14 protein-coding genes and 1 pseudogene are annotated in these 16,778 nt (G+C 67.4%); 7 read left to right on the top strand and 8 right to left on the bottom strand.

The window, feature by feature from the left end; all coding sequences use genetic code 11:
- Positions 1-100: 100 nt before the first annotated feature.
- Positions 101-496 carry a DUF427 domain-containing protein gene (locus N7I30_RS09120; RefSeq protein ID WP_498638286.1) on the bottom strand — a complete coding sequence of 132 codons (396 nt, stop codon included), beginning with the start codon at positions 494-496 and terminating at the stop codon, positions 101-103.
- A gap of 549 nt (positions 497-1,045) precedes the next feature.
- Positions 1,046-1,642: pseudogene (locus N7I30_RS09115) on the bottom strand (alcohol dehydrogenase catalytic domain-containing protein); the annotation flags it as partial.
- A gap of 621 nt (positions 1,643-2,263) precedes the next feature.
- Between N7I30_RS09115 and N7I30_RS09110 the strand changes: the two are divergent.
- The 4 genes from N7I30_RS09110 to N7I30_RS09095 all read left to right on the top strand — a co-directional run bounded on the left by N7I30_RS09110 (position 2,264) and on the right by N7I30_RS09095 (position 8,360).
- Positions 2,264-2,599, top strand: a complete 336-nt coding sequence (locus N7I30_RS09110; protein ID WP_498638284.1) for a hypothetical protein — start codon at positions 2,264-2,266, stop codon at positions 2,597-2,599.
- 206 nt (positions 2,600-2,805) lie between these two features.
- Positions 2,806-4,002, top strand: coding sequence for an EAL domain-containing response regulator (locus tag N7I30_RS09105; RefSeq protein WP_498638281.1), 1,197 nt, complete (start codon positions 2,806-2,808; stop codon positions 4,000-4,002).
- Positions 4,003-4,106: 104 nt separating this feature from the next.
- Positions 4,107-6,863: an ATP-binding protein gene (locus N7I30_RS09100; RefSeq protein ID WP_498638278.1), complete on the top strand. Its 2,757-nt coding sequence runs from the start codon at positions 4,107-4,109 to the stop codon at positions 6,861-6,863.
- A 150-nt stretch (positions 6,864-7,013) separates the two neighbouring features.
- Positions 7,014-8,360 (top strand): pilus assembly protein TadG-related protein, encoded by a 1,347-nt coding sequence (locus N7I30_RS09095; RefSeq protein WP_498638276.1) that lies wholly within the window; start codon positions 7,014-7,016, stop codon positions 8,358-8,360.
- Between the two features lie 25 nt (positions 8,361-8,385).
- On the opposite strand, the gene N7I30_RS09090 is transcribed toward N7I30_RS09095, so the two are convergent.
- The 5 genes from N7I30_RS09090 to N7I30_RS09070 form a co-directional block, all read right to left on the bottom strand.
- Entirely contained in the window at positions 8,386-8,865 is a 480-nt protein-coding gene (locus N7I30_RS09090) for a TspO/MBR family protein (RefSeq protein WP_483212634.1), read from the bottom strand.
- A 99-nt stretch (positions 8,866-8,964) separates the two neighbouring features.
- A complete protein-coding gene (locus N7I30_RS09085) occupies positions 8,965-9,456 on the bottom strand; it encodes a DUF3429 domain-containing protein (protein ID WP_498638273.1) in 492 nt (163 codons plus the stop codon).
- 105 nt (positions 9,457-9,561) lie between these two features.
- The gene (locus N7I30_RS09080) at positions 9,562-10,842 is read right to left on the bottom strand and encodes a TRAP transporter large permease (RefSeq protein ID WP_498638271.1); all 1,281 of its coding nucleotides are present in this window, start codon (positions 10,840-10,842) and stop codon (positions 9,562-9,564) included.
- Between the two features lie 28 nt (positions 10,843-10,870).
- Entirely contained in the window at positions 10,871-11,452 is a 582-nt protein-coding gene (locus N7I30_RS09075; RefSeq protein WP_024351552.1) for a TRAP transporter small permease, read from the bottom strand.
- Between the two features lie 66 nt (positions 11,453-11,518).
- Positions 11,519-12,517 (bottom strand): TRAP transporter substrate-binding protein, encoded by a 999-nt coding sequence (locus N7I30_RS09070; RefSeq protein WP_498638269.1) that lies wholly within the window; start codon positions 12,515-12,517, stop codon positions 11,519-11,521.
- Positions 12,518-12,692: 175 nt separating this feature from the next.
- Between N7I30_RS09070 and N7I30_RS09065 the strand changes: the two genes are divergently transcribed.
- The 3 genes from N7I30_RS09065 (at position 12,693) to N7I30_RS09055 (ending at position 15,888) form a co-directional block, all read left to right on the top strand.
- Positions 12,693-13,571 (top strand): NAD(P)-dependent oxidoreductase, encoded by an 879-nt coding sequence (locus tag N7I30_RS09065; protein WP_498638266.1) that lies wholly within the window; start codon positions 12,693-12,695, stop codon positions 13,569-13,571.
- 86 nt (positions 13,572-13,657) lie between these two features.
- Positions 13,658-14,575, top strand: a complete 918-nt coding sequence (locus N7I30_RS09060) for an amidohydrolase family protein (protein WP_498638264.1) — start codon at positions 13,658-13,660, stop codon at positions 14,573-14,575.
- 143 nt (positions 14,576-14,718) lie between these two features.
- Positions 14,719-15,888 (top strand): fumarylacetoacetate hydrolase family protein, encoded by a 1,170-nt coding sequence (locus N7I30_RS09055; protein ID WP_498638262.1) that lies wholly within the window; start codon positions 14,719-14,721, stop codon positions 15,886-15,888.
- 89 nt (positions 15,889-15,977) lie between these two features.
- Here the strand turns inward: N7I30_RS09055 and N7I30_RS09050 are convergent, their stop codons facing one another.
- Positions 15,978-16,688, bottom strand: a complete 711-nt coding sequence (locus N7I30_RS09050; RefSeq protein WP_009208061.1) for a GntR family transcriptional regulator — start codon at positions 16,686-16,688, stop codon at positions 15,978-15,980.
- Positions 16,689-16,778 lie beyond the last annotated feature (90 nt).

Here is a 16,778-nt window from a genome sequence, read left to right as displayed (position 1 = left end):
AAATCGCCGCCCATCCGGCAGACGGGTGGCGACGCGGCGGCGCGCCCCACGCAGGCACGCACGCCGGCAGCTGAAATGCGGCGGACCGCACGATCATGCCCTACAGGGTCTCTTCGACCGCACCGGCGGGCGGTCCTCCGACCTCGACCCGGACCTGGGTGGGATCGAAGGCGATATGGTCGCGCACGGCGCTCAGTTCGTCGACCGGGTCCGTATAGGCCCAGGCCGCATCCTGGCCGGCGCGGTTCATCGCCGAGATCGTCCAGAACTGCGCCTGCCCCTTGGCTTCGGGCACGCCGCCGCGGTCGCTGTCGACGAAGAACGCCGTGTGAACGCGATCCCTAGGGATATAATAGATCGGCTCGGCACCCTCCTCGCGCACCAGAAGCGCATGGTCGGTGCTGGCGATGATGTCGTCGTGGAAATAGACCGTCACCGGCTTGCGGATGTGGTCGATGGCGTAACGGCCGGTCTGCAGGGTTCGGGCATCGGACATGACATTCTCCTTTCCTTCACATGTGAACCGCCGCGAGGCGGACGGCGCCGCGCCTCACGCGGCGGGGTTCAGTTCCACTTTCACCCAGCCCTTGTTCTGGGCGTCGAAGGTTTCATAGGCAGCGATGACGTCGGTCATCGGTTCCATCTGGGACAGGATATGTTCGGGCTTCAGCCCGCCGCGCCGCACCAGCTCCACCAGTTCCTGGACGTATTTCTTGTGGTTGGCGTTCCCCATCCGCATGGTGATGTTCTTGTTCATCGCCGTGCCGATCGGAAAGGCGTTGTGGCTCTGGGGATAGACGCCGATGATCGCCAGGGTTCCGGCCTTGGCCAGCGCCTCGGTCGCCCATTCGAGGGACAGCGATGGCGCGTCCCCGGCGGCAAAATGCGCCGCATTGGTGTCGGCGCCCGCCTCGGCCAGCCGTTCGACCTGTTCGGCATATTGCGCGGCGCGCTTTTCCAGAACCCGCATCGGCCCCTTGGTGGGCATGAAGGCATCGACCCCGACGACGTCGATCGCCCGGTCCGGACCGATGCCACCGGTGAGTTCGCGGATCGCCTCGATCGGGTTCTCTTCCTCGAAATTGATCGTCTCGGCGCCCAGTTCGCGCGCCTTGTCCAGCCGGTCCGGCAGGCGGTCGACGGCGATCACCCGCTGGGCGCCCTTGTGCCAAGCCCCCAATATGCTGAACAGGCCGACCGGGCCGCAGCCCATCACCAGCACCGTCTTGCCGCGGCCGGCCTCGATATCGGCGATGTCGGCGCCGAACCAGCCGGTGGAGGCGATGTCGGACAGGCAGATCGCCTGATGGTCGGTGATCTCCGGATGCAGCGGCACGAGATTGACGTTGGCATGGGGAATGCGGGCATATTCCGCCTGCAACCCGTCGAAGGGGCCGGTCGGCTGCGGGCCGCCATAGAAGGCCGTCCCGGCCAGATGCCCGTTCGGATTGGCGTCGTCGCACTGGGCGGTATAGCCGTCGCGGCAGTAGGAGCAGTGGCCGCAGGCGATGGTCGACGGGATCACCACCCGCTGGCCGGGACGCAGGTTGCGGACACTGCTGCCCACCTCCTCGATCACGCCGACACCCTCGTGCCCCATGACCGTGCCCTCGACCATCCCGGGCATCGACCCGCGGATCATGTGCAGGTCGGTGCCGCAGATGGCGCTCGACGTGATCCGCACGATGGCGTCGGTGGGGTTCTTGATGGTCGGATCGGGGACCGTGTCCAGGCGAATGTCGCGGATACCGTGAAAAACGACAGCTCTCATTTTGCTGGATCCTCGTAGCTATGCGTGGTGGCTCGCTTCGATGGAGCAAGCAACAGCGACAGCAGACGCGGCGGACTGTGCCACTGCATTGAAGATCAACTCAGACGGCCGGACCTTGATCCGTGGCTGTTTTGGTGGCCGGCTGCCGACCGCCGGTCGGTCCGCGTCGCCCTGCGCCAGCGTTCCCGGTCGCGTCGTTTGGCGTCGATGTCCGGTGTCTTACAGGAGACGGCATCGCCGGGCGCTCGCGGCGTGCGCCGACACACGAAGCGCATGCCTTCCCTTTCGTAAGCTCATGCGATGCGACATGCTGGGCTGGAGGCAGCCCTGATCCCGTTCCGGGTCGTCCGCTGCCGGGCCGACAAATGATCGACCGGTAGAACGGCCGCACCGGCGCGGCCCTGCGCGCGGCTCGGTGACGGCGATGCCGTTCCGGCTCGACCCTGTACGGGCAAAGCAAAGACTAGCGTGGCAATCCGAGGGGCTTCGCTCGTGCGGCGCGGATTTTCCTACGGCCCGCCGCTTGCCGGCTCCGTCGACGACGGCCGGGACCGCGGCCTTGTCGGCATCTTCGCCTGCGCCCGCATCAACGAACAGCTCTACACGATCATTCGCTGGATGCAGGAAACCGGCTTCAGCGATCGCTTCTATGATGTGAAACAGGGCTGGCGGCGCCAGGACAGCATGTTCGGACTACGGGACAAGCCGAAGGCATTCGCCTCGGCCCATATCCCCCTGACCGACGGCACGGCGCTGGACCTGCCCTTGCGGGATTTCATCCGTTACAAGGGGTTGTCGCTGTTCTTTGCCCGAGCCTCGCGAGCCTGAAGATCCTCGCCGGCGACGATCCCGGTCCGGCATAAGCGGCTTGGCCCGCAGGGCTGGCAACGCGTAGGTTCCCCCGCCCCGAACGGCCGCGCCGGACCATGGCAGCCGGAAATCTGACCTTTCCGTCAGACAATCGCGCATCTGCCCTGCTCTGGTAACCGTTTTTTCGTTCCCGGCTGGGATGTTAGCGGTCCCCAGGAGGCTTCATGGCGACTGCGCATCATATTCTCGTCGTTGACGACGACCCCATCTTCCTCGCAGTGGCCGAGAGCGTTGTACTGTCCCTGGGTGACCATACGGTGACGACGGCCTGCGACGGCGTCGAGGGACTGGCGGCGCTGCGGGCGGCACGCCATCCGATCGACGTCATCGTCCTCGACCTGAACATGCCGAAGATGGACGGTCTCGCCTATCTGCGCAGCCTCGGCGAGCAGGGCTATGGCGGTGCCGTGTTGCTGTCGAGCGGCGAATCCGAGGCCATTCTCGATGCGGCCCGCCGCATGGGCGAGATGCTCGGCGTGCGCATCTGCGGCTCCATGAAGAAGCCGATCCGGACAGCCGATTTCGTTGCGCTCCTGGAGGCCTGCGAAGCCTGCCCGCAACAGCAGAGATCCACCAGGAGGCCGGCCAGCGCCGCCGCGTCCACCACCGCGCGCGGAACGCTGCTGCCCTATTACCAGCCCCAGGTGGACCTCGTGTCGCTGGAAGTGACCGGCCTCGAGGCACTGATCCGGCTCGACACCGTCGGCGGCGAGATCCTCGGGCCGCAGGCGGTCTTCCATCCCGGCCTCAGCGAGGCCGACCTTCCGCCCCTGACCATCGAGATCGCAACGCGGGTCATGGACGATATCGCCGCATGGCGGGCCAAGGGCTTCGCGCGCCGCGTCTCGATCAATCTCGATGCGCGGATCATCGAGGTGCCCCATGTCATGCCGGCGCTGTTCGGCCTGGCGGCCGAGCGCGACCTCGACCCGTCCGGCATCACCTTCGAACTCACCGAAACCGCCCTGCCCAGCTCGATGACCGACATGATCGAGATCCTGACGCGGGCGCGCATGGCAGGCTTCGGCGTCTCGATCGACGATTACGGCACCGGCAGTGCCAATTTCGCGCTGCTGCGCCTGTGTCCGTTCAGCGAGCTGAAGGTCGACCGCTCCATCGTCCAGGCCTGCGTCCACGACCGCATCTCGCGGCGCTTCCTGGAGAACACGGCGACCACGGCAAAGGATCTCGGCATGGCGGTGGTGGCCGAGGGGGTCGAGACGACCGAGGAACTCGCCATCGTCCGCGAGGCCGGCATCCGCATCGTCCAGGGCTATCTCTACAGCAAGCCCCTGCCGGCCGCCGACGCCTTCGTCCTCACCGACATCGCGCATGCCGCGCGCCGGTTCGGCTCGGCCTGACCCGGTGGCCGGGCCACAAACGGATTTTGATTCCGCGCCGGCCCGTCCGGCCGTGACGGCGCCGCGGTCACGGTGGCGCAGAACCCTGCGGGCAGGATAGGCTCATGCCCGCATCACGACAGGCCCCCGCCCCGCGGGTCCGACTCTGGCGCTCCCTCGGGTTCCGCCTGTCGCTGGTGGTCGTGCTGGCGGTCATGGTCGGCGTCACCAGCACCGTCGGCTTCTTCGTCTACCAGGACTTCCGCCAGACGGTTACCGCCGAAGAGAACCGCCTGAAGAGCTCGGCCGCCGCTTTCGCCGCCGCCGCCTCCAACGCCATCGCCGAGAACGACCGCCGCGGCACGCTGGAGGTCCTGCGCGGGATCCGTGACCTGGCCCATGTGCGCTACGCCAGCGCAGCCGATTCCGAGGGCCGGACGGTGGCCGAGATCGGAACCTCGGAAGCCCTTGTCAGCACCGATCGCAGTCTCGGCGACGGGACACTGACGTCGGTGTTCTTCGCGGATACGATCACCGGGGCCGCCCCCGTCCGCAAGGGCGGCATCGTCGTCGGCACGATCGCCATTCATGCCGACATCGCCTGGCTGCGTGGCCTGTATCTCCACAATCTCCTGATCTCGCTCCTGGTCGGCGCCTCCGTCCTGGCGGTGACCGTGCTGGTTGCCTGGATGCGGATCGCTAGGATCATCGATCCGCTGCGTGCCCTGGCCGGCGAGTTCGCCGATATCGGCGCGCGTTCGGATCTGTCGAAGCGACTGCAGGTGACCTCGAACGACGAGGTCGGCGTTCTCTCCGGGGCCTTCAACGACATGTTCGCCCGCATCGACGAACGCGACCGGCTGCTGCAGCGCCACCGCGAAACGCTGGAGGACACCGTCGCCCTGCGCACCGCCGAAATGCGCAGCGCCAGGGACGAGGCCGAGCGGGCCAATGCCGCGAAGTCGGAATTCCTCGCCACGGTCAGCCACGAGATCCGCACCCCGATGAACGGCATGCTGGTCATGGCGGAGATGCTGTCGGCGGCGCCGATCCCGGGCCGCTATCTGCGCCACGCCGAGATCATCCTGCGCTCCGGGCGCGGGCTCCTGAACATCCTCAACGACATTCTGGACATGTCCAAGATCGAGGCCGGCCGCCTCGATCTTGAAGAAATCCCGCTGTCGGTCGACACCCTGGTCGAGGATGTCGCCAGCCTGTTTGCCGAAAAGGCCCGCGAGAAATCCCTGTCCATCGCCACGATGATCGATGCCGACGTGCCGGCCGAGGTGATCGGCGATCCGGTCCGCATTTCCCAGGTGCTGACGAACCTCGTCAACAACGCCCTGAAATTCACCGAGACCGGCGGCGTCACCATCGCGGTCGAGTGCCTTGCGCCCAGGGACGCCGGCGGGCCGCCGATGCTGGGCTTCACCATCCGCGACACCGGCATCGGCATTCCCGCCGACAAGCTGGGCAAGCTGTTCGGCCGCTTCACCCAGGCCGACCAGACGATCACCCGGAAGTTCGGCGGAACCGGCCTGGGTCTCGCGATCTCCAAGCAACTGGTGGAAGCCATGGGCGGCACCGTGCGGGTGACCAGCGAGGAAGGCGTCGGCTCCTGCTTCGGCTTCGAGGTCGCGCTGGAGATCCACCGCCCCGCCCCGCGGCCGCAGAGCCTTTCGGGCCGCACGATCCGGCTTCTCGATGCCGACCCGATCACCGCCGAAGCGACCGCCGGCTTGCTCACCCGGCGCGGCGCCACGGTTCTGCGCGGCGACGAAACCGGCCCCGCCCCGGCGCTGATCCTGGCGCGCGAGACGCATCTGGCCCGTCTGGCGTCCGGCTCGACCGCGCATCCGCCGATCGTTGTCCTGCGCGCCAGCGACGCCCGCGTCGCGGAGGGCGAGAGCGCCGACATCGCGGTCGCCGGCGCCATGGCGCTGCCGCTCCGCCGCAGCGAGATCGAGCATCTGGCGCAGGCGCTCGCGACCGGCGATTTCGCGGCCCTGCGCGACGACACCCCGGCCATGGAGACCGCGGCGGAACTGCCCGACATGTCCGGCCTGCGCGTCCTCGCGGTGGACGACGTCGCGGTCAATCGCGAGGTGCTGAAGGAAGCCCTGGCCACGCTCGGCGTCACCGCGGCGCTGGCCGACAGCGGCGAGACCGCCGTGGCGATGACCGAGCGCGACGCCTACGACATCATCTTCATGGACTGCTCCATGCCCGGCATGGACGGCTTCACCGCGACGCGCCACATCCGCGAGGGCGAGCGGCATGCCGGCCGCCAGCCCGCGACCATCGTCGCGCTGACCGCCCACAAGGACCCGGGCAGCGCCGGCGAGTGGCAGAGCGCGGGCATGAACGCCTATCTCACCAAGCCCTTCACGATCCCGCAGATCTCGCGCGTCCTCGGCGACTTTGCCGGCACCCGCCCGGCGAACGACCGGCCCGGGTCAAAGCCGGAGGGTCCGTCCACCGACGCCCCGTCGCCGGCCCCTGCGAGCGGCCCCCTCCTCGATCCGGCAACCTTGGACATGCTGGCATCGCTGGTCGCACGCAGCGGCCCGGCGGTTCTGCAGAAGATCGTCGGCCTGTTCGCGGCCAACGCACCGAAGGCGCTCGCCGACCTTCGGGAGGCCGTCGCAGCCGGCAGCGACGAGACGGCCCGGCTGGCCCACGCGCTGAAATCCATGTGCAACAGCGCCGGTGCCGCCCGTGCGGCCGGGCTCTGCGGCGCTGTCGAGGCGGCAGCCCAGGCGGGTGAGCCGATCGCGCCCGGCATGCTCGACGAGATCGCGGCCACGCTGGCCGGCAGCCACGACGCCCTCGCGGCACTCGCGACCGCGCCGGACGCCGATGCAGCCGAGCAGTCGGCATGAAGGCGGTCCGGGACACCACCACCCGGACCACGCCTCGGACACGCGAAAGCTCAAATGCGAAACGCCGGATTCACCTCGTCCTAAAGGCTTGTGAGCTAAGAAAAATTCGTCATCTCACCACGACCGGCACCCTGACAGAGGAGGCATGACATGACGCACCGTCTGAATGCCTTCGCAGCCTCGACCAGTGGCAATGTCGCCGCCATCGTGGCCTTGCTCACACCGCTTCTGATTTTCATCATGGGCAGCGTCGTCAATCTCTCGACCGCTCAATCCGCCCATTCCCGCCTGCAGAGCGCCGCCGACAGCGCAGCCCTGGCGGCCGCGCGCGAACTCTACATGGCCAACAGCCGGCCGGAGGTGCTGAAGAGCGTCGCCTATTCCTTCGCCATGACCAATCTCGGCAACCAGGCCGAAGGCGTCTCGATCGAGGTCAAGATCGGCGGCCGATCGGATGCGACGGCTGCGGAATCCGCCATTTCCACCGAGGTCACGGTCACGCTCAGCAAGGATTTCGGCAAGTCGCTGCCCATGCCCGACCTGACCGGCGTGATCGGCGAACTCACGGCCAGCGCCACGGCACGGATTGCCGGCGGCGGCCGCATCTGTGCGATCGCGCTGACCAAGGAGGGCAAGAAGGCCATCGACATCTCGGGCAATGCCCAGGTCCAGGCAGCCGATTGCGCGGTCTATTCCAACTCGATCGATCCCAGCGGCCTGTCTGTCACCAAGGTGGCGAAGCTCTCGAGCGAACTCGCCTGCTCCTCCGGCGGCTATGACGGGATCGAGTCGAACTACGAACCTTTGCCGCTGACCGATTGCCCGGCCGTCAGCGATCCCCTGACCTCGCGCATTCCGCCGGTCCCGACGAAATGCGATCACAAGAACCAGAATATCTCGAACAACAACCAGATCCTGTGGCCCGGCACCTATTGCGGCAATCTCCAGGTCAGCGGGTCGAAGATCACCCTGCGGCCCGGCACCTACATCTTCTGGGACGCCAAGGTGAAGCTCCACAAGGGGACCGAGATCACCGGCGACGATGTCAGCCTCGTCTTCATCGGCAAGAACTCCAGCCTCGATCTGAAGAACGATTCGTCGATTTCCCTGTCGGCAGCAAAGGACGGGCCGATGGCCGGCATCCTGATCTACGCCGACAGCGAGAAGGACAGCGGCCGCAGCTTCAAGATCGAAAGCGCCAACGCCCGGCGCATGATCGGCACGATCTACCTGCCCAATGACGAGCTCACCATCGGCGGCGACAAGAATGCCGACGGCAAATGCGACATCACCGCCGCCGACGATCCGGCCGAGACGGGCTCGCCCGGCTGCAAGTCCAATGTCGGCGAGTTCTCGGACTGGACGGCCCTCGTCGCGGACAAGATCACCATCACCTCGGGCGTGAAACTGGTCCTCAACGCCAATTACGCCGATTCCGACGTGCCGGTGCCGGCCGGCGTCGGCCCGGTCGGCGGCAATATCGCGCTCAGCAAGTAAGCACCCGCCACGACAGGAGCCTGTCTCAGGCGTCCGCGAACGCGCCGGGATTGCGGCGCCAGACCGAATAGTTGAGGCACGCGGCCAGCCCGGCCCAGGCGAGGTACGGCACCAGCAGCCAGGCCGCGATCGCATCGATCGGCGCGAACAGCGCGATGTTCACGGCGATCACGCCGGCCATCGCCACGACGTCGGCAAAGGCGAGACCCGGCCGGTGCAGGCCGAAGAACAGGCCCGACCAGGCGGCGTTGAGGACGAGCTGCAGGCCGTAGACTGCGAAGGGCAGCGCCACCAGGCCGGCGGTCTCGTAGACCCGCCAGCCGGCCACCGCGATCATCAGATAGAGAATTGTCCAGACGATCGGAAAGGCGAGGTTCGGCGGTGTCCAGCCCGGCTTCTCGAGGCGGGCGTACCAGGGCCCCGGCTTGAACACCACGCCGCTGATCGCGACGACCGCGACAATGGCGATGAAGACGAGAAGGCTGGCGATCGCCGCAAGGCTCATGATGATCTCCCGATCGGAATGGATCGTGGCGCCGTCCGCAGGGGCGGACGCTCACCGGATATAGGGTGGCGCGGATCACGAAAATCCGCGACGGATTGTCTAGAGAAACGGGCTCCGCCAGATCCAGATCGCCACCGCGGCAAGCACCGCGATGGGCACGCAGATCTGCAACGGCCGCAGCCGCTCGACCGGCAGCGGCCCGTCGTCGTTGGGTGCTGCGGCCCGGTCGAGGATTGCGAGACTGGCAAAGCCGGCGATCTGCAGAAGCGCCGCGACCAGCGGAAACGCCCAGATGGTCGCCACGAGGCTGGCGACGCCGGCAAGAAACAGCCCGAGCATGGCGACGATCTCGGCAATCGCCGCACTGCCCGTCTGGCTGAGGCTCGCCCCGCGCCGGACGCCGGCGATGAACAGCAGCACCGATGCGCCCCAGAACAGGGTGAGATTCAGCGCCAGGAAGGACTGGGCCTCCGGCGCGAACCAAAGCGCCAGCGCGCCGGCGATCAGCGGCAGCATCGCCCCATAGGCGAACAGCCGGTCGATCTGGGGCGACCCGGCCGGCTCCCCTCTCCTGCTTGTGCGGTTGTCCATGTCGGCCCTTCCCGTTGCGGGGGCCAAACGGCAACGACCCCGCCGGGTTCCGGCGGGGTCGTGGACGCGCGGTGTTCGGATCGCCGCTTGCGGGCGACGTGCCGCCTAGTTGCGGATCATCTTCGGCAGCCAGAGTGAGACTTCCGGGAACACCGTCAGGATGACCAGCGTCAGCACCAGCGGCACGTAGAGCGGCATCATCTTGATCAGGATCTGCCGCATTGACACCCGCGTGATGTCGCTGAGCAGGAACAGCGCCAGCCCCATCGGCGGGGTCAGGAGGCCCAGCATCAGGTTGAAGATCGTCACGATGCCCAGATGCACCGGATCGACGCCCGCCATGTGCAGCGGCTGGGCGATGATCGGCACGACCAGCAGCGTCGCCGTGGTCGAATCCAGGAACATGCCGACGATCAGCAGCAGCACGTTGACCACCAGGAGCAGCATCAGCGGGTCGGTGCTGACAGTCAGCAGCCAGCGCGCCGCCATCTGCGGGATCTGCTCGATCGCCAGGATCCAGCCGAAGATCGATGCCGCGGCGACGATGATCAGGATCGCCGAGCTGCTCTTCACCGTCTCATAGGCCGAACTGAGCAGATGCTCCACGGTGAGCGTGCGATAGACGAGACCGCTGATCAGGAGCACGTAGACCACCGTGACCGCCGCCGCTTCCGTCGGCGTGAAATAGCCGAGCAACATGCCGGCGACGAGCAGCACCGGGGTCATCAGGGCCGGCAGCGCCGGGACGAAATCGGCGCCGAGCTGGCGCAGGGTCGGCCAGCGGTCCGAGCGCGGGAAGTCGTTGCGATAGGCGAGGATCGCCACGGTGATCATCAAAAGGATCACGCACATGATGGCCGGGATGATGCCGGCGAGCAGCAGCTGCACGATCGAGACGCTGGTCACCGAGCCGTAGATGATCAGCGGGATCGACGGCGGGAAGATCGGCCCGACCACCGCCGACGCGCCGGTGAGCGCGCCGGCGAAGCCGCGGTCGAAGCCGCGCTCGGCCATCGCCTTGACCTCGATCTTGCCGAGGCCGCCGACATCGGCGAGCGCCGCGCCGCTCATGCCCGAAAAGATCAGGCTGGAGACGACATTGACCTGGCCGAGCCCGCCCGGCACCCGGCCGACCAGCGTGTCGGCGAACTTGAAGATGCGCTCGGTGATGCCGGCCTGGTTCATCAGATTGCCGACGAAGATGAAGATCGGCACCGCCACCAGCGGGAAGGAATCCAGCGCGTAGCTCATCCGCTGGCCGATCAGCTCGATCGGGATGTTGCCGAGAAGGACGTACAGCACCGACGGGATCAGGATGGCCAGCACCACCGGCCAGCCCAGAAGGAAGGACAGCGCGAAGCCGCCCAGGATTGCGAAACTGCTCATCGAATAGGCCTCGTGCGGGCGCGTGGCCCTAGATGTGCACCACGTCTTCGCTCGGCTGTTCCTGCGCGAAGGTCACGTAGAGGGGGTCATGGCGCCAGGCCTTCAGGGTCTGCAGCGCGCATTCGACGGCTGCCAGCGTCAGACCGAGGAAGCCGGACGCGAAGAAGATCCAGTAGGGAATGTTCAGCGTCGGCGTCGCATTGTCGAGATTGCGCAGCGTGGCGATGGCGACCGAGGTTGCGGCCACCGCGAAGGCGAGGCCGCCGGTAGCCGGGATCGCGACCCGCAGCACCCGGCGCAGCCGCTCGGGCAGGGCCGACAGCACCTCCTCCATGCGGATCGAGGCTCCGGACGAGACGACATAGGGCAGCGTCACGAACACCACGCAGATCAGCATGAACCGCGCCAGTTCCTCGGCGCCCATGAAGGGTCGCGAGAAGAACTGCCGCAGCACCACCTGCAGCACCGGCAGGCCGATCATCACCGCCAGAAGCAGCACCGAAACGGCGCGGAATACCCGCCGGACCGGTTCGAGAACGCGGTCGGCCGTGCCCACCCGGGCATCGGCATGGGTGACGTCGAGATAGTCGTCGGAATTGAGATCGCTCATGGCACAATCCACGGCAGGGAACCCCCGCCGGCAGGCGGCAGGGGTTCGCGGGTTGTCGATCGTGGCCTACTGGATGGCGCGGATGCGCTCCATGTACGGACCCCAGCTCGGGAAGTCCTTGGCGACCTGTGCGTCGACGCCGGCGCGGAAGGCTTCGATGTCGAGGCCGTCGGCTTCGGTGATGAAGGTCATGCCCTTGTCGGTGAGTTCGCCGACGAGGTCCTTCTCGGCCGTCATCGCCTGCTCGAGCGTTTCGTCGGCCAGCGTGTCGAGGGTTTCCAGGATCGCGGTCTGGTCCTTCTCGTCGATCGACTGCCAGACATCCTCGTTGATGAAGACCGGCAGCACGTTCTGCATGTGGCCGGTAAGCATGACGTGGGTCTGCACCTCGTAGAGGCCGTTGGCGTTGATCATGGTGAGCGGGTTTTCCTGACCGACGACCATGCCGGTCATCAGCGCGGTCGGCAGCTCGCTGACCTCGACCGGGGTCGGGATGGCGCCGAAGCCGGAGACCATGGTCGTCCAGAGCTGCAGCGGCACGCCGCGGAAGGGCTTGCCCTCGAGATCGGCCGGTGTCCTCACCGCCTGGTTGGCGGTCATCTGCCGGGCGCCGCGGAACAGCCGGCCGATGATGCGCATGCCGCCCTTCTCGACGAGCTGCTCGTTGAATTCCTGCATGACGTCGGAGGTCTGCGGATCGGTGGCGGCCAGAGCATGGGCGCCATCGCGATAGACGAAGGGTGCCGAGAACACCGCGATGTCGTCGACGAGCTGCGCCAGCGAGGCGAATTCATGGTGCCCCATGGAGATCGAGCCGCTGCGCACGCCGTCGATCAGTTCCTGCACGCCGCCGAGCTGCGAATTCGGGAAGACGGTGACGGTGACACGCTCCTCCGTCGCCTCCGGAATCCGCTCCTTCGCGCGTTCCGCATACCAATGCTGGATGTCACCTTCCGAGCCCACATGGGCGTAACGCAGATCCACGGCCTGTGCGCCGGCGGTGGCGCCAGCAAGCGAGAACCCACAGGCAGCAAGCCCCAGAGCGAGTTTCTTGATCAATGACACGTCGTTTCCTCCCGAATTGACGATTGTCCCCCGTCCGTTTGCCAAAGGCTCCTCCAACGGACTAGAGAATTCTGGCATACCAAATTACATTTGCCTAGCCCGGTGCGGAGGACGATCGGGCCGGCAGGTTTTCGCGCCGCGTCGAGAGGGCAAGGCGCACATGGGAGGACGGAACATGACGACGATCGGATTCATCGGCCTGGGCCTGATGGGCAGCGGCTTCACCAAGCGGCTGCGCCAACTGGACTATCGCGTGATCGGCCACGACCGCGAGGCGGAGAAGGTTTCGGCCGCCGCCGCCTGGGGCGTCGAGCCGGCCGGCTCGCTGGCAGCTCTCTGCGCCGAGGCCGACATCATCGCGCTGTGCCTGACCACCAGCGACGCGGTGGCGTCCGTGGTCACCGGCGCGGACGGCCTCGTCGCTTCGCGCAAGCTGTCGGGCCGGACCGTGGTCGACTTCTCGACCACCGAGATGGCGGTGACGCACCAGGTCGCCGCGGCGATCGAAGCGGTCGGCGGCCGGTTCGTCGATGCCCCGGTCTCCGGTGGGCCGAGTGCCGCAGAGACCGGCAATCTGGCGATCATGTTCGGCGGCTCCGAGCAGGCGGCGGAGGCGGTCACGCCGATGCTCGAGCAGCTTGGCCGCGCCACCCATATGGGCGCCATCGGCACCGGCCAGGCGACCAAGCTGGTCAACCAGGTGCTGTGCCTGACCAATTACTGCGTCGCCGCCGAAGCGCTGCGCCTGGCGCAGGCCTATGGCGTCGACGCCGCCAAGATCCCGCACGCGCTGGAGCCGGGCCTCGGCAATTCGGCCGTCCTGCAGGCGATCTATCCGCGCATGGTGGAGGAGGATTTCGCGCCGCGCGGCTATGCCCGCCAGATCCTGAAGGATTTCGAGATGCTGCATTCGGCCACCAAGGCCCAGCATCTTGCCTTGCCGATGAGCGCCCAGGCCATGACGATGTTCCGCATGCTGGTCGCGCAGGGTGATGGCGAGCTTGACGGCTCGGCCGTCGTCAAGCTCCTTCCGAAGGTCGGTCGCAAGGCCTGACGCCTCGCGGCGCCGGCGGCGCATCGGGGGTCCCGACCTTCGAGCGCCGGCGGCCCTGCTCTTCGCCAGCCTCACGGGAGACCGCCATGGACGCGCCCCTTCTCGACGACCTCGCCATCGTCGATGCCCACCACCATCTGTGGACGATCAGCGAGAACTACCTGCCCTGGCTGTGCGATGCGCCGCCGATCCCGTTTCGCTATGGCGACTACGGCGCCATCCGGCGCGACTACATGCCCGACGACTATCGCCGCGACACCGCCGGGCTGACCATCACCGGCAGCGTCTATATCGAGACCGAATGGGACCCGCGCGACCCGGTCGGCGAGACCGCCTGGATCCACGGCGTCGCCGAGGCGAACGGCTTTCCCGATGCCGTGGTCTGCCAGGCCTGGCTCGACGCCGATGACGTCGGCGACGTTCTGGCCCGCCAGAGCGCCTATGCCCGCGTGCGCGGCGTCCGTCACAAGCCGAAAGCCGCCGGTGCTCCGGGCGCGGTGGTGCGCGATGCACCCGGATCGATGGGCGCCACGGCCTGGCGACGCGGCTTTTCGCTGCTGGAACCGCAGGGCCTGTCCTTCGACCTGCAGACGCCCTGGTGGCATCTGGAGGAAGCCGCCGATCTGGCGGCGGCCTTCCCGCATACGCAGATCATCCTCAACCACACCGGCCTGCCCTCCGACCGCAGCCGCGAAGGCCTCGACGCCTGGGCGGCGGCGATGAGACGTTTCGCCGAAGCGCCGAATATCGCCGTGAAGATTTCCGGCCTCGGCGTGCCGGGCACGCCCTGGACCGCCGAGAGCAACCGCGAGATCGTGCTGACGACCATCGAGACCTTCGGCGTTGCGCGCTGCATGTTCGCCAGCAACTTCCCGGTCGACAGCCTCGTCGCCTCCTACCGCACGATCTTCGAGGGCTTCTCGCAGATCACGGCGGATTTCTCCCGCGACGAGCGCGCCGCCCTGTTCGCCGACAACGCCCGGCGGCTCTACCGCTTCGCCTGACCGCGCGCCCGGCGACGAACCGTGTCGCGAAGGCCTCGCAAAGACCGCCGGAAAGGGTTGCGCAGGCCACGCCCGATGTGATCCCTACCGGCCATCGCCGACGCGCATTCGCGCCGGCCCCCGCCGCCAACAGGAAGCCCGCCATGACACTGTCCGACTATCTTCCCGCCGACCATGGCGACGCCGTCCTCGTCGGCCGCATCCACGATCCCGAAGTCTCAGGCCCGACCGTCGCGGTCCTGAAGGGCGACCGTTTCGTCGATGTCTCGGCCATCGCCGCGACCATGTCCGAGCTTCTCGAGACCAACGATCCGGTCGCCCGCCTCGCCAGCGCGAGCGGCGGCAAGAGCTGGTCGGCCGAAGAGATCCTGTCGGCCTCGCCCTCGGATTCGACCCGCCCGCATCTGCTCGCGCCCTGCGACCTGCAGGCGGTGAAGGCCTGCGGCGTCACCTTTGCGCGTTCCATGGTCGAGCGGGTGATCGAGGAACGCGCCAAGGGCGATTTCGCCCGCGCCAAGGCGATCCGCGAGGAGATTGCCGCGGTCATCGGCGGTGCCCTCTCCGACATCAAGGCCGGTTCACCCGAGGCGAGCCACGCCAAGGAAGTCCTGCAGAAGGGCGGCTACTGGTCGCAATATCTCGAAGTCGGCATCGGCCCGGATGCCGAAGTCTTCACCAAGGCGCCGGTCCTGTCCTCGGTCGGCCATGCCGCCGAGATCGGCATCCTGCCCTCCTCGGCCTGGAACAACCCGGAGCCGGAAGTGGTGCTGGCCGCCAATTCGCGCGGCGAGGTCGTCGGTGCGACGCTGGGCAACGACGTCAATCTGCGCGACGTGGAAGGCCGCAGCGCGCTGCTCCTCGGCAAGGCCAAGGACAACAACGCCTCCTCGTCCATCGGACCGCTGATCCGGCTGTTCGACGACCGCTTCACCATGGACGACGTGCGCGCCGCCGAGCTCGACCTGACGGTCACCGGCACCGACGGCTACGTCCTGGAAGGGCGCAGCTCGATGCGCGAGATCAGCCGCGATCCGCTGGATCTCGTCGCCCAGACCTGCAGCCGCCATCACCAGTATCCCGACGGCTTCATGCTGTTCCTGGGCACGCTCTTCGCCCCGGTCGAGGATCGCGACGTCGCCGGCCAGGGCTTCACTCACAAGCTGGGCGACAAGGTCGAGATCGCCAGCCCGCGCCTCGGCCGGCTGGTCAACACGGTGACCCACACCGACAAGGCGCCCGAGTGGACCTTCGGCATCACGGAGCTGATGCGCAATCTGGCCGCCCGCGGCCTCATCGGCACCCAGCGCGGCTGACGATGCCTAGCGGCCGGTCCGGGCGACCCCGGGCCGGCGCGGTGTCGGGCTAGCTGGTCCTGATCAGCCCCGCCCCCCCCGCGGCCCGGCTATTTCGCCTTGGCGAAGTCGCCGGCTGCCTGCATCAGGTCGAAGGCCTTCAGGACGTGGGTTTCCAGGAGTTTCTCGATCGCCGCCTCGTCGCGCGCTTCCAGCGCGTCGAGGATCGCCTCGTGCTCCTTGATCGCCGCCTCCCAGCGGTTGGTCTTCAGATTGCACTCATAGCGGATGCGATAGAGCTGGGCGTTCACCACCCTGTGGTGCTCGGCCAGCACCGGGTTCATGGCGCAGCGCACCAGCGCCTGGTGGATCTGCTGGTTGCGGTCGAAATAGCCAATGCGATCACCGCGCAGATAGGACGCCAGCATCTCGTGATGCAGCGCCCGTAACTCCCGCAATTCCTCAGGCGTCGCATTGCGGCATGCCAGCTTGCCGGCAAAAGCCTCCAGCCCGCCGAGAAATTCCAGGAGATGTCGGACGTCGTTGGCGCCAAGCACCGCTACGGTGGCGCCGCGCCGCGGATGCAGCTTCACCAGCCCTTCCGAGGCGAGGATCTTCAGCGCCTCGCGCAGCGGCGTGCGCGACACCTGCAGGATTTCCGACAGGGCCCGCTCGCGCACCGGCTCGCCCGGCAGAAGCTGGCTTTCCAGGATCATTTCGCGAATGCGATTGGCGACGAGGGCGGGTTTCAGATCCTGCGACGGGGTCGCATCGACCCGGCGGGGAAACGCGGTCACCACCGCGGATTGCGTTTTGGTCATCGTCGCTCTGTTGCCGTTTGTCCGCCTGCGCCGCGTTCCCGCGGCTCGACCCCATCCGTGAATGCCCGATTGCCGGGGTCGGCCCCGTGC

This window comes from Aurantimonas litoralis, assembly GCF_026153195.1.
GTDB classification, from domain to species: Bacteria; Pseudomonadota; Alphaproteobacteria; order Rhizobiales; family Rhizobiaceae; genus Aurantimonas; species Aurantimonas coralicida.
The sequence above is the reverse complement of the archived record's forward strand: the minus strand, read 5'-3'. Positions and strand labels throughout refer to the sequence as shown.